Origin of the sequence: Streptomyces sp. NPDC085481, from assembly GCF_044541845.1 — a bacterium.
In the GTDB taxonomy this organism is placed as follows: domain Bacteria; phylum Actinomycetota; class Actinomycetes; order Streptomycetales; family Streptomycetaceae; genus Streptomyces.
Window position 1 is genome coordinate 118,924 of the sequence record NZ_JBITTJ010000003.1, and the last position, 12,211, is coordinate 131,134.

Below are 12,211 nucleotides of genomic sequence, written 5' to 3' on the forward strand. Positions count from 1 at the left end.
TCTCAGCTCTCCTCGGTACGGGTGGTGGCGGGGGTGGCGGGCTCGGAGCCGCCGAGCAGCAGGTAGAGCACGGCCATCCGGATGGAGACGCCGTTGGCGACCTGCTCGACGACCGTGCAGCGGTCGGAGTCGGCGACCTCGGCGGTGATCTCCATGCCGCGGACCATGGGCCCGGGGTGCATGACGATGGCGTGCTCGGGCATCTTCGCCATCCGGTCGCCGTCGAGTCCGTACCGGCGCGAGTACTCGCGCTCGGTCGGGAAGAAGGCGGCGTTCATCCGCTCGCGCTGCACACGCAGCATCATGACCGCGTCGGACTTCGGCAGCACCCTGTCGAGGTCGTAGCTGACCTCGCAGGGCCAGGTCTCGACGCCGACGGGGACCAGGGTGGGCGGGGCCACCAGGGTGACCTCGGCGCCGAGGGTGTGCAGCAGGTCGACGTTGGAGCGGGCGACCCGGCTGTGCAGGACATCACCCACCAGGGTGATGCGCTTTCCGGCGAGGTCCTGACCCAGGCCGGCGTCGCGGCCGACCAGCCGGCGGCGCATCGTGAAGGCGTCGAGCAGGGCCTGCGTGGGGTGCTGGTGGGTGCCGTCGCCCGCGTTGATGACGGGGGCGTCGATCCAGCCGGAGGTGGCGAGCCGGTAGGGGGCGCCGGAGGCGCTGTGGCGGATGACGACGGCGTCGACGCCCATCGCCTCCAGGGTCTGGGCGGTGTCCTTGAGGGACTCGCCCTTGGAGACGCTTGAGCCCTTGGCCGCGAAGTTGATCACGTCGGCGGAGAGGCGCTTCTCGGCCGCCTCGAAGGAGATCCGGGTGCGGGTGGAGTCCTCGAAGAACAGGTTGCAGATCGTGCGGCCGCGCAGGGTCGGCAGCTTCTTGATGGGCCGGTCGGCCACCCGGGCCATCTCCTCGGCGGTGTCGAGGATGAGGACGGCGTCGTCGCGGGTGAGGTCGGCGGCCGAGATGAGGTGACGCATCATCGGGGTTTCTCTCCGTGGTGGGGAGGGCGAGGGCATGCGGGTGCGCAGGGAGGTGCCCGGGACCCGTCGGGGGCCGCTCAGGCCGGGGCGTGTCCGGCGGATCGGGCCGGACAGGACCTAGGAGGCGGGCTTGCTGCCGAGCAGCACGGTGTCGCGACCGTCCTCCTCGGCGAGCTGGACCTTGACCGTCTCCCGCAGCGACGTGGGGAGGTTCTTGCCGACGTAGTCGGCGCGGATCGGGAGCTCGCGGTGGCCGCGGTCGACGAGGACGGCGAGCTGTACGGCGCGGGGGCGGCCGATGTCGCCGAGGGCGTCGAGGGCGGCGCGGATGGTGCGGCCGGAGAACAGGACGTCGTCGACGAGGACGACGAGACGGCCGTCGAGGCCCTCACCGGGGATCTCGGTGCGGCCGATGGCACGGGCCGGCTTCATCCGCAGGTCGTCGCGGTACATGGTGATGTCGAGGGAACCGACCGGGACCTTGGCGCCGGTGATCGACTCGAGCTTCTCGGCGAGCCGGCGGGCCAGGTAGACACCGCGGGTGGGAATGCCGAGGAGGACCACGTCGTCGGCGCCCTTGGCGCGCTCGACGATCTCGTGGGCGATGCGGGTCAGGACCCGCGCGATGTCGGGGGCCTCGAGAACGGCCCGGGCATCGGTCTGCTGCTGTGCGTCCATATGAAACGGACCTCCTTCTCCGCCTCACGGGACGGACCTTAAAGGACGTCGGAATTGCGCCGTCTACGTTACCAGGGGCGGACGTGTGTCCTGCTCACCCCCCATGCGCCACTCCGGGCGCCGTCCCCCGGAGGGGGGCGGTATGGACCATTCGGCTTGACGGGAGAGCGTCACGCTGCGTAACCTCACAGTGAGTTACCAGCCGCGCGGCGCAGCCGCATGTCGTCACAGCGTCCGGGAGCGTTATGTCCAGCGAATACGCAAAGCAGCTCGGGGCCAAACTCCGTGCGATCCGCACCCAGCAGGGCCTTTCCCTCCATGGTGTGGAGGAGAAGTCCCAGGGCCGCTGGAAGGCCGTCGTGGTCGGCTCTTACGAGCGTGGTGACCGCGCGGTGACCGTGCAGCGTCTTGCCGAGCTGGCGGACTTCTACGGGGTGCCGGTGCAGGAGCTGCTGCCGGGCACCACGCCGGGCGGGGCCGCCGAGCCGCCGCCGAAGCTGGTCCTGGACCTGGAGCGCCTGGCCCACGTCCCCGCGGAGAAGGCCGGCCCGCTCCAGCGCTACGCGGCGACGATCCAGTCGCAGCGCGGCGACTACAACGGCAAGGTGCTGTCGATCCGTCAGGACGACCTGCGCACCCTCGCCGTCATCTACGACCAGTCCCCCTCGGTCCTCACCGAGCAGCTGATCAGCTGGGGCGTCCTGGACGCGGACGCGCGCCGCGCCGTCGCCCACGAGGAGAACTGACCCCGCCGCAGGGGACAGCGCAGAAACGTGCCGCCGGGGCCGTGGGAGTCGATCCGACTCCCACGGCCCCGGCGTTCTGCGTACGCCGGAAAGGCCCGGGGAGGCGCGGGTACGGCGAAGGGGCCCGCAGCACGTCGTGTGCTGCGGGCCCCTTCGACTGCCGGGGGGGTCGCTCAGGCGTCCGCGTCCCGGCGCAGGCGCGGCTTCAGGTCCTTGAAGCGCGCGAGCAGACCGTTGACGAAGGTCGGCGACTCGTCGGTGGAGAACTCCTTGGCGAGCTGCACCGCCTCGTCGATCGCCACGGCGTCCGGGGTGCCGTCCTCCCAGATCAGCTCGTACGCGCCGAGGCGCACGATGTTCCGGTCGGCGACGGGCATCCGGTCGAGGTCCCAGTCCACCGCGTAGGTGGCGATGAGCTCGTCGATCCGGGCGACGTGCCCGGCGTAGCCCTCGACCAGCTGCATGGTGAACTCGTTGACCGGCGGCTGACGCTCGTCCGAGCGCGCGTGCCGGACCTGGTCCGCGAGGACTTCCTGGACCGAGGTGCCGCGCTGGTCGGCCTCGAACAGGATCTGGAAGGCCCGCCTGCGGGCCTTGCTCCGGGCGGCCACGGTTAGTCGTTCACCCGGCCGAGGTAGTCGCTGCTGCGCGTGTCGACCTTGATCTTCTCACCGGTGGTGATGAAGAGCGGGACCTGGATCTCGTGGCCGGTCTCCAGGGTGGCGGGCTTGGTGCCGCCGGTGGAGCGGTCGCCCTGGACGCCCGGGTCGGTGTGCTGGATCGTCAGGACGACGGCGGCCGGCAGCTCGACGTAGAGCACCTCGCCCTCGTGCTGCGCGACGGAGGCGGTGAAGCCCTCGATGAGGAAGTTGGCGGCGTCGCCGACGGCCTTGCGGTCGACGTGCAGCTGGTCGTAGGTCTCCATGTCCATGAAGACGAAGTAGTCGCCGTCCATGTAGGAGAACTGCATGTCACGACGGTCGATGGTGGCCGTGTCGACCTTCACGCCGGCGTTGAAGGTCTTGTCGACGACCTTGCCGGACAGCACGTTCTTGAGCTTGGTGCGCACGAAGGCCGGGCCCTTGCCGGGCTTGACGTGCTGGAACTCGACGACGGACCAGAGCTGGCCGCCTTCGAGCTTGAGCACCATGCCGTTCTTGAGGTCGTTCGTGGAAGCCACGGTTGCGGAATCTCCTGGACTGACGTGGGACCGGGAGGCGTACGCGCTCTACAGCGCGAGCAGCTCCTTGGTCGTGATGGTGAGTAGCTCGGGTCCGCCGTCCGCCTCCTGGCGTACGACGAGCGTGTCATCGATCCGGACCCCGCCCCGGCCCGGGAGGTGGACCCCCGGTTCGACGGTGACCGGCACACAAGCGTCCAGTTTACCCATGGCCGCGGGTGCGAGCTGCGGGTCCTCGTCGATTTCGAGGCCCACACCGTGCCCGGTGAGGGGCGTGGTGGCGTCGGCGTGGCCCGCCGCGGCGATAATCTGCCGGGCCGCGCGGTCGATGTCGCGGTACTCGGCGCCGGGCGCCAGGGCCTCCCGGCCGGCCCGCTGAGCGGCGAAGACGAGGTCGTAGAGCTCGATCTGCCAGTCGGCCGGAGTGGTGCCGATGACGAAGGTGCGGCCGATCTCGCAGCGGTAGCCGCGGTAGTTGGCGCCGAGGCAGACGGACAGGAAGTCGCCCTCCTCGACCCGCCGGTCGGTGGGTTTGTGCCCGGCCCGCCCGGAGTGCGGCCCGGTGGCCACCGAGGTGGCGAAGGCCGGGCCGTCGGCTCCGTGGTCGACGAGCCGTCGCTCCAGCTCCAGGGCCAGGTGCCGCTCGGTCCTGCCGACCAGGATCGACTCCAGGAGCTCGCCGAGGGCCTGGTCGGCGATCTCGGCGGCGATCCGCAGGCAGGCGATCTCGTCCTCGTCCTTGACGATCCGCAGCTGCTCGACGGCGCAGGACAGGTCGGCGAGGCGCAGCCCGGGTGCGACGGAGCCCATGGCCCGGTGGCGGGCGACGGTCAGATGGTGCTCCTCGACGGAGAGGGCGTCCGCGCCGGCCTTGCGGGCGAAGTCGACGCCCGCGACCGCCGGATCGCCGCCGCCGGCCGGCAGCACCAGCTGGCGCAGCAGCTCGTCGAGCCGCCCGTCGGCCGGATCGCCGCCCGGGGCGGTCGGGCAGAGCAGCACGTCCTCGTCGGGGCCGAGCAGGAGCACGGCGCCGGTGGGCGAACCGCCGGTGAGGTAGCGGACATTGGCGGGGCGGGAGACCAGGGCCGCCGGGCTGCCCGCGGCCGCGCACCGGTCGCGCAGCCGCACCCGGCGGTCCGCATACAGCTCTGACATGTTCCGAGCCTACGAGCGGCCGGTCACCCCGGCCTGTTGTGAGCGGCCGACCGGGCAGGGCGGAGCTCAGGGCCTGGGGGCCCAGGGCCTCGGCAGAACGCCCGGGGCCCGGGCAGAGGCTCAGGCCTACGTCGCGGGCGGCCCGGATATCGCGCGGGCCAGGACGTCGTCCAGGACGCGTGCGGTGGTCTCGACGTCGTACGTGGAGTTGTCGATGATCGGAAGGCCGGAGCCGTACCAGCCGGCCATCCGGCCGTGGATGGCGGCGACCTCCTCGTCCGCCAGGCGCCGGTTGCCGCTGCGCTCGGCGTTGCGCTCCAGGACGATGTCCAGGCCGGGCAGCAGGACGACGGGGAGCAGCCCGGGGCCGACGTGGCGCTTCCAGCCGCCGAGGCCGACGACCGGCCAGTCGGGGAAGACGGCGTCGTCGAGGATGCAGGAGATGCCGTTGGCGAGGAAGTTGCGGGCGGCGAAGCCGCAGGTGCGGCGGGCCAGCCGGTACTGGGCCTCGGAGTTCTCGTTCCAGCCCGCCTGGGGGTCGGCGAAGCCGGAGCAGACCCATTCGCGGACGTCGTCGAGGCTGATGTGGGCGGTCGGCACCCGGCGGCGCTGCGCCCAGTGGCGGGCGACGGTCGTCTTGCCGGCCCCGGCCGGGCCGATGAGGAGGACGGCGAGGGTGGCGGCGCCGGTACCGGTGACGGGCGGCGGCATCGTGACGTGGCCGGTGACCGGGGCGCCGGTCCAGCCGGGCGCGGGTCCGGCCGGGGCGCCGGGCGGCGGGCCCTGGAGCGCGCCGGGCGCCGGTGACGGGGCCGTGCCGGGCGGCGGGCCCTGGACCGTGCCCGGCTGGGGTCCCTGCGGTCCCCGCGGGGCAGCCGGCCGCGGGCTGTGCGGGGCGCCGGGCTGCGGTCCTGACGACGGTCCCTGCGGGGCGCCGGGCGGGGGTCCGGGCGGCGCGGGGTAGGGGTGGTGCGCGGGGGCGGGCGGCACCGGCGGGTGCGCGCCGTGGGCGGCTCCCTGGGCGTGGGCCCGGGCGCCGGGCGCCCAGCCGGAAGGGCCGGAGGGTTCGTGCGGTGGCAACGGCGCCCCCATTCCGTGCTGCATCCGGTGCCCCACTCCGTTCCTGCCGCCGATACGTGCGCTGTTGCCGGAACGTTACCGCCCCCGGCTTCCCGAGGGGAAACGGCCGGGGGCGGCGGGACGTGCCCGGTCAGGCGGTCGGCTCCTCCGCGAGCGCGCGCAGGGCGAGCCGGTAGGAGCCGATCCCGAAGCCCGCGACGGTCCCGGTGGCCACGGCGGCGACCACGGAGGTGTGCCGGAACTCTTCCCGCGTGTACGGGTTGGAGATGTGCACCTCGATCAGCGGCGCGGTCCGCTGGGCGGCCGCGTCGCGCATCGCGTACGAGTAGTGGGTGAAGGCGCCGGGGTTGAGCACGACGGGGATCGACCCGTCCGCGGCCTCGTGCAGCCAGCGGATCATCTCGCCCTCGTCGTTGGTCTCGCGCACCTCGACGTCGAAGCCCAGCTCCTCGCCGAGGCTGCGGCAGGACTCGACGAGCCCCTTGTAGGAGGTCGCCCCGTAGATGTCGGGCTCGCGGGAGCCGAGCCGGCCGAGGTTCGGGCCGTTCAGGACGAGGACCCGGCGCGGTTCGCTCACGCGGACACCTCGCCGTAGGCCGCGATGAGGACGGCCGGGTCGGGGCCCTCCAGGACGGTCGGCTTGCCGAGGCCGTCGAGGACGATGAAGCGCAGCAGGTCGCCGCGGGACTTCTTGTCGACCCGCATGGTCTCCAGGAGCTTGGGCCACTGGTCGCCGCGGTAGGTGAGCGGCAGTCCGACCGACTCGAGGACGGCGCGGTGCCGGTCGGCGGTGGCGTCGTCGAGGCGTCCGGCGAGGCGCCCGAGCTCGGCGGCGAAGACCATGCCGACGGAGACGGCGGCGCCGTGGCGCCACTTGTACCGCTCGTTCTTCTCGATGGCGTGGGCGAGGGTGTGGCCGTAGTTGAGGATCTCGCGGCGGCCGGCCTCCTTGAGGTCGCCGGAGACCACCTCGGCCTTCACCCGGATCGAGCGCACGATCAGTTCGGCGGTGTGCGGTCCCGCGGGGGTGCGGGCGCCCTCGGGGTCGGCCTCGATGAGGTCGAGGATGGCCGGGTCGGCGATGAAGCCGGCCTTGATGATCTCGGCGAGGCCGCTGACGTAGTCGTGCACCGGCAGCGAGTCGAGCGCGGCCAGGTCGCACAGCACACCGGCCGGCGGGTGGAAGGAGCCGACGAGGTTCTTGCCCTCGGCGGTGTTGATGCCGGTCTTGCCGCCGACGGCCGCGTCGACCATGGCGAGGACGGTGGTCGGTACGGCGATCCAGCGCACGCCCCGCAGCCAGGTGGCGGCGACGAAGCCGGCCAGGTCGGTGGTGGCGCCGCCGCCGACGCCCACGATGAGGTCGCTGCGGGTGAAGCCGGTCTGGCCGAGCGCCTTCCAGCAGTAGGCGGCGACCTCGGCGGTCTTGGCCTCCTCGGCGTTGGGCACCTGGATGGCGACGGCCTCGTAGCCCTGGTCGGCGAGGTCGGCGCGCAGCGCCTCGCCGGTCTCGGCGAGCGCCTCCGGGTGGATCACGGCGACGCGTCTGACCGAGGGGCCGATCAGACCGGGGAGCTCGCCGAGCAGCTGCCGGCCGACCAGTACCTCGTACGGGTCGGTGCCCGCGGAGCCTGCGACCTCGATACGGGTCACTTCCTGGTCCGTCATGTCTCCTTCTTCAGGTCCAGAGCGTCGAGGACCGCTTCCGCGACCTCTTCGGGGGTGCGGTCGTCGGTGGCGACGACCGCACGGGCGACTTCGGTGTAGAGGTGGCGGCGCGCGTCCATCAGCTCGCGCCACTGGCGGCGCGGGTTCACGGCGAGCAGCGGCCGGGCGGCGCCGAGTCCGACGCGGCGGACCGCCGCCTCGACGTCCATGGAGAGGTACGCGACGGGCAGTTCGCGCAGCAGGGCGCGGGTGCCTTCGTCGAGCACGGCGCCGCCGCCGAGCGCGAGGATCCCCTCGTGCTCGGCGACGGCCTTGCGTACGGCTTCGCGTTCGAGGGCGCGGAAGTGGTCCTCGCCGTCCTCGACGAAGATGTCCGCGATCTCGCGCCCTTCGGCGGCGACGATGTCGGCGTCGGTGTCCCGGTAGACGGCGCCGAGCCGCTCGGCGAGGAGCGCGCCCACCGTGGACTTGCCGGATCCCATCGGGCCGACGAGGACGACCAGCGGGCCGCCGGTCACCGGATCTGGAGGTGGTCGAGGTACGACCGGACGTTGCGGCGCGTCTCGGGCACGCTGTCGCCGCCGAACTTCTCGACGACGGCGTCCGCCAGGACGAGCGCGACCATCGCCTCGGCGACGATGCCGGCCGCCGGCACGGCGCAGACGTCCGAGCGCTGGTGGTGCGCGGCGGCGACCTCGCCGGTGGCCACGTCGATGGTGGCGAGGGCGCGCGGGACGGTGGCGATCGGCTTCATCGCGGCGCGGACGCGCAGCAGTTCACCGGTGCTCAGGCCGCCCTCGGTGCCGCCGGCGCGACCGGAGCTGCGGGTGATGCCGTCGGGACCCTTGACGATCTCGTCGTGGGCCTGGGAGCCGGGGACGCGGGCCAGCTCGAAGCCGTCGCCGACCTCGACGCCCTTGATCGCCTGGATGCCCATCAGGGCACCCGCCAGACGGGCGTCCAGGCGCCGGTCCCAGTGCACGTGGGAGCCGAGGCCCACCGGAACGCCGTACGCGAGGACCTCGACGACCCCGCCGAGGGTGTCACCGTCCTTGTGGGCCTGGTCGATCTCCGCGACCATCGCCTTCGACGCGTCGGCGTCGAGGCAGCGGACCGGGTCGGCGTCGAGCCTCTCGACATCGGCCGGGGTCGGGTAGACACCGTACGGAGCCTTCGCGGCGGCCAGTTCGACGACATGGGAGACGATCTCGATGCCCGCGGCCTCCTTCAGGAAGGAACGGGCCACGGCGCCGAGGGCGACACGGGCGGCGGTCTCGCGGGCGCTCGCGCGCTCCAGGATCGGCCGGGCCTCGTCGAAGCCGTACTTCTGCATGCCGGCCAGGTCGGCGTGACCGGGGCGCGGACGGGTCAGCGGCGCGTTGCGGCCGGTCTCCTTGAGCTCCGCGGGGTCGACCGGGTCGGCCGACATCACCTTCTCCCACTTCGGCCACTCGGTGTTGCCCACCATCACGGCGATCGGGGAGCCGAGCGACAGGCCGTGGCGGACACCTCCGAGGAAGGTGACCTCGTCCTGCTCGAACTTCATGCGCGCGCCGCGTCCATAACCGAGGCGCCGCCGCGCGAGGTGGTCCGCCACCAGCTCCGTCGTGACCGGAACCCCAGCCGGAAGTCCCTCAAGGGTTGCAACCAGCGCGGGTCCGTGGGATTCCCCCGCCGTCAGCCAACGCAACCTGCTCAACGATGCTCCTCATGCTCGCGCCTGGGCACTGCGACGGCGCGACCTGGGTGCGCGGCCCTGGTCCGCCTCCCCCCGATCCTCCCACGTCCTGGCGGTCGATCGATCGCCGGTCCACGGGTCGGGACGCATGTCTCACGTGTCGAGTGAGGTTTCCGTCACCTCCGGCGGCGGGCTCCGCCGCTCCCGCCACCAGTCACGGCAGCGGGGGCCGACGGTGTACAGGATGAAGGCGATCCCCAGACCCAATACTGGATATCGGATCCAATCCGGCCCCGCGCTGAAGGCGACCCTGATCAGCCCCCACACCAGGTACGCGATATCCCATCCGGCTTCCCACCGGGACGCGAGCAGCACGTCACCCCCCATGTCTCCCCCTTGAGTTCCCGAGTGCCGTTCAGTGCGCGGCGAGCGCCTTCTCCCCCGCGGCCCGCATCGCGGCCAGCGGCCCCGGGACGCGGCCGGTCATCTGTTCGACCTGGAGCACGGCCTGGTGCACCAGGAGGTCGAGGCCGCCGACCACCTTCCCGCCGCGCGCCGACCAGGCGGCCGCGAGACGGGTCGGCCACGGGTCGTACAGAACGTCGAAGAGGGTGCCCGGCGCCTCGGGAACGGACGCGGCGAGCGGGTCCGTCGTCCCCGCGGGAGTGGTGGCGATCACCAGCGGGGTCGCGAAGGCCTCGGCCGCGTCGTCCCAGCCGGCGGTGCGCACGTCGACACCGAGCCGCTCGCCCCAGCCGCGCATCTCCTCCGCGCGCGCCTCGCTGCGCACGTACGCCGTGACCGGACCCGGGCAGATCCGGGCGAGGGCGGCGAGCGCCGAGGAGGCGGTGGCGCCCGCGCCGAGGATGGCCGCGGATTCGACCCTCTCCACACCCCGCTCACGCAGGGCGGCGATGATGCCGGGGATGTCGGTGTTGTCGCCGACCCGGCGGCCGTCCTCGGTGAGGACGACCGTGTTGACCGCCTCGACGGAGGCCGCCGCGTCGGTGACCTCGTCGAGCAGCGGCAGGATCGCCCGTTTGAGCGGCATGGTGAGGGAGAGCCCCGCCCAGGACGAGTCGAGCTCGCCCACGAAGCCGGCCAGCGCGGCCTCGTCGACCTCGAAGCGGTCGTACGACCAGTCGTCGAGGCCGAGCTCCCGGTATGCCGCCCGGTGCAGCACCGGGGAGAGGGAGTGGGCGATGGGCGATCCGAGGACGGCCGCCCGCCGTGCGAAGGTCATGCTCAGTTCCCGGCGTTGAACTTCTCGACGAGCCGGTCGTGCTCGGCGAGGGTCTTGGCGAATTCGGTCTTGCTCATGCCGTCCGTGGCGACGAAGTACATCCAGCCGTCCTTCGTCGGGTTGAGGGCGGCGGTGACCGCCTCCGTGCCCGGGTTGCCGATCGGTCCCGGCGTGAGGCCCTTGCGCTTGTACGTGTTGTAGGGGTCGGGGTTGTTCAGGATCTCCTTGCGGGTGATCTTGATCTTGCTCTGACCCATCAGGTAGTTGTACGACGAGTCGAACTGCAGGAGCTGCATGGTCTCCTTGTTGTTCGGGCTCAGACGGTTGTAGATGACCTCGGCCATCTTCGTGAAGTCGTCGTGCGTCTTGCCCTCGGCCTGCACCAGGCTCGCGACCGTGATCAGCTCCCACGGGCCCTCGAGCCCGAGCTGCTTCGACTTCGCCTCCAGGTCGAGCTTGCCGTACTCCTCGTTGGCGCGGGACACCATCTTGCGCAGCGCGTCCTCGGGCTTGCTGCCCTTGCCGACCGGGTAGCTGGCCGGGAAGAGGAAGCCCTCCAGCGGGTCCTTGACGTCGGCGTGGTTCTTGGCCCAGTCGGGCAGGCCGAGGCTGTTCGCCTGCTTGACGGCGATGTCCTTGGTGGTGCCGGGCTTGAGGTCGAGGCGCTTGTCCATCTGCTCGTACACCCAGGCGTTCCGCTTGCCCTCGGGGATCACGAAGTTGGCCTGGCTCACCGGGTTGAGCATGAGCGCGACGGCGCTCTCCGCCGACATCTCCTTCTTCAGCGTGTAGACGCCGTCCTGGATCAGGGTGCCCTTGGGGTTCTTCTGCTGGGCCGAGACGAAGGCGTCGACGCTCTTGACGACACCGGCCTTCTTCAGGATGTTGCCGATCTCGTAGCCGCCGGCGCCCTGCGGGATCTCGATCTGGACGTCGCCGGACCCGGTGCCCGCGTAGTCGGGCGCCGCGCCGAACTGGCCCTGCCAGAACTGGTAGCCGAAGTAGCCGATGCCGCCGACGCCGCCGACGAGGACGAGCGTCACGACCAGACAGGCCATGCCGTTCTTGGCCTTCTTGCCCTTCTTGCCCTTGCCGCCCCGACGCTCGCGTCCGGAGCGCCGGCCGGCCGGCTCCTCGTCGTACTCGTCGTCGTACTCGTCACGGTCGTCGCGCTCGTCGCGGCCGCCACGGCCGCCACGGCCGTCGCCCGGCGCGTCCTCACCGGTGAAGAACGGGTGCCGCTCCTCCTCCGGCTCCGCGTCCCAGTCGGTCACGGGCTGCGGCGGCACCTGGCGCCGGCCCGGGGGCTGCGGCGGCGGGTAGGCCTCGGGGGTGCCGTAGAGGTCGGGGTTCTGGCCGCCGTACGGATCGGCCGGGGTGGTGCCGTAGGGCATCGCCGCCTGGCCGGTCTCCCAGTTGCCGTCGTACTGCTGTGCGGGATACCCGGGCGTGTCGTAACCGCCCGGGTGCCCGTACTGCTGTTCTCCGTAGACCTGCGGATGCTGGGGCTGCTGCGACTGCTGCTGGTACTGAGGCTGCTGAGCCTGCTGCTGGTACTGCTGCTGCGGCTGCTGCTGGTACATGCCGTCGGCATAGCCCTGCCCGTACGGGTCCTGGTGTCCCTGGTGCCCGTACTGCGCCTGCTGCGGGTACTGCTGCTGGCCCTCCCACCCCTGGTCCCCGTACAGCGGGTCCGTGGGGTGCCACGGTTCGGAGCCGGGGCTCCGGCCATACTCAGTCATCGATCCCCAAACAGCCGCGAGGCTTCCGGACGATCCGCCTCTACGTTGTGCGGCAGCT

Annotated in this window: 13 protein-coding genes; 1 reads left to right on the forward strand and 12 read right to left on the reverse strand. The window is 72.0% G+C overall.

Annotation, left to right across the window (positions count from 1 at the left end; all coding sequences use genetic code 11):
• Positions 1–2: 2 nt before the first annotated feature.
• Together ACIGEZ_RS09270 and pyrR are read right to left on the reverse strand one after the other, a co-directional pair.
• The gene (locus ACIGEZ_RS09270; RefSeq protein ID WP_399827854.1) at positions 3–983 is read right to left on the reverse strand and encodes an aspartate carbamoyltransferase catalytic subunit; all 981 of its coding nucleotides are present in this window, start codon (positions 981–983) and stop codon (positions 3–5) included.
• 117 nt (positions 984–1,100) lie between these two features.
• The gene (gene pyrR / locus ACIGEZ_RS09275) at positions 1,101–1,661 is read right to left on the reverse strand and encodes a bifunctional pyr operon transcriptional regulator/uracil phosphoribosyltransferase PyrR (RefSeq protein WP_399827857.1); all 561 of its coding nucleotides are present in this window, start codon (positions 1,659–1,661) and stop codon (positions 1,101–1,103) included.
• Between the two features lie 245 nt (positions 1,662–1,906).
• On the opposite strand from pyrR, the gene bldD reads away from it, so the two are divergent.
• A complete protein-coding gene (gene bldD, locus ACIGEZ_RS09280; RefSeq protein ID WP_189976704.1) occupies positions 1,907–2,407 on the forward strand; it encodes a transcriptional regulator BldD in 501 nt (166 codons plus the stop codon).
• A 173-nt stretch (positions 2,408–2,580) separates the two neighbouring features.
• Here the strand turns inward: bldD and nusB are convergent, their stop codons facing one another.
• The 10 genes from nusB to mltG all read right to left on the reverse strand — a co-directional run bounded on the left by nusB (position 2,581) and on the right by mltG (position 12,153).
• On the reverse strand, positions 2,581–3,018 hold the full coding sequence (nusB, locus tag ACIGEZ_RS09285) for a transcription antitermination factor NusB (protein ID WP_399827860.1): 438 nt from the start codon (positions 3,016–3,018) through the stop codon (positions 2,581–2,583).
• Positions 3,019–3,020: 2 nt separating this feature from the next.
• Positions 3,021–3,587 carry an elongation factor P gene (gene efp, locus ACIGEZ_RS09290; protein ID WP_132914510.1) on the reverse strand — a complete coding sequence of 189 codons (567 nt, stop codon included), beginning with the start codon at positions 3,585–3,587 and terminating at the stop codon, positions 3,021–3,023.
• Between the two features lie 48 nt (positions 3,588–3,635).
• Positions 3,636–4,742 (reverse strand): aminopeptidase P family protein, encoded by a 1,107-nt coding sequence (locus ACIGEZ_RS09295; protein ID WP_399827863.1) that lies wholly within the window; start codon positions 4,740–4,742, stop codon positions 3,636–3,638.
• Positions 4,743–4,868: 126 nt separating this feature from the next.
• On the reverse strand, positions 4,869–5,846 hold the full coding sequence (locus tag ACIGEZ_RS09300) for an AAA family ATPase (protein WP_399827866.1): 978 nt from the start codon (positions 5,844–5,846) through the stop codon (positions 4,869–4,871).
• A 106-nt stretch (positions 5,847–5,952) separates the two neighbouring features.
• Positions 5,953–6,399 (reverse strand): type II 3-dehydroquinate dehydratase, encoded by a 447-nt coding sequence (aroQ, locus tag ACIGEZ_RS09305; protein WP_399827869.1) that lies wholly within the window; start codon positions 6,397–6,399, stop codon positions 5,953–5,955.
• Positions 6,396–7,490: a 3-dehydroquinate synthase gene (aroB, locus tag ACIGEZ_RS09310; RefSeq protein WP_399827871.1), complete on the reverse strand. Its 1,095-nt coding sequence runs from the start codon at positions 7,488–7,490 to the stop codon at positions 6,396–6,398. Before aroB ends, aroQ begins: the two co-directional genes overlap by 4 nt.
• Complete coding sequence (locus ACIGEZ_RS09315; protein ID WP_399827873.1) at positions 7,487–8,008, reverse strand: shikimate kinase; 522 nt, start codon at positions 8,006–8,008, stop codon at positions 7,487–7,489. The genes aroB and ACIGEZ_RS09315 overlap by 4 nt, the downstream gene beginning before the upstream one ends.
• Complete coding sequence (gene aroC / locus ACIGEZ_RS09320; protein WP_399827875.1) at positions 8,005–9,189, reverse strand: chorismate synthase; 1,185 nt, start codon at positions 9,187–9,189, stop codon at positions 8,005–8,007. The genes ACIGEZ_RS09315 and aroC overlap by 4 nt, the downstream gene beginning before the upstream one ends.
• A gap of 394 nt (positions 9,190–9,583) precedes the next feature.
• The gene (locus tag ACIGEZ_RS09325) at positions 9,584–10,411 is read right to left on the reverse strand and encodes a shikimate dehydrogenase (protein WP_399827878.1); all 828 of its coding nucleotides are present in this window, start codon (positions 10,409–10,411) and stop codon (positions 9,584–9,586) included.
• A 2-nt stretch (positions 10,412–10,413) separates the two neighbouring features.
• Positions 10,414–12,153, reverse strand: a complete 1,740-nt coding sequence (mltG, locus tag ACIGEZ_RS09330) for an endolytic transglycosylase MltG (RefSeq protein ID WP_399827881.1) — start codon at positions 12,151–12,153, stop codon at positions 10,414–10,416.
• Positions 12,154–12,211 lie beyond the last annotated feature (58 nt).

Excerpts from the sequence above, each read along its gene's own strand:
- ACIGEZ_RS09270 (WP_399827854.1), bottom strand. The coding sequence starts at position 983 with ATGATGCGTCACCTCATCTCGGCCGCCGACCTCACCCGCGACGACGCC.
- pyrR (WP_399827857.1), bottom strand. The coding sequence starts at position 1,661 with ATGGACGCACAGCAGCAGACCGATGCCCGGGCCGTTCTCGAGGCCCCC.
- bldD (WP_189976704.1), top strand. The coding sequence starts at position 1,907 with ATGTCCAGCGAATACGCAAAGCAGCTCGGGGCCAAACTCCGTGCGATC.
- ACIGEZ_RS09295 (WP_399827863.1), bottom strand. The coding sequence starts at position 4,742 with ATGTCAGAGCTGTATGCGGACCGCCGGGTGCGGCTGCGCGACCGGTGC.
- ACIGEZ_RS09300 (WP_399827866.1), bottom strand. The coding sequence starts at position 5,846 with ATGCAGCACGGAATGGGGGCGCCGTTGCCACCGCACGAACCCTCCGGC.
- aroB (WP_399827871.1), bottom strand. The coding sequence starts at position 7,490 with ATGACGGACCAGGAAGTGACCCGTATCGAGGTCGCAGGCTCCGCGGGC.
- ACIGEZ_RS09325 (WP_399827878.1), bottom strand. The coding sequence starts at position 10,411 with ATGACCTTCGCACGGCGGGCGGCCGTCCTCGGATCGCCCATCGCCCAC.
- mltG (WP_399827881.1), bottom strand. The coding sequence starts at position 12,153 with ATGACTGAGTATGGCCGGAGCCCCGGCTCCGAACCGTGGCACCCCACG.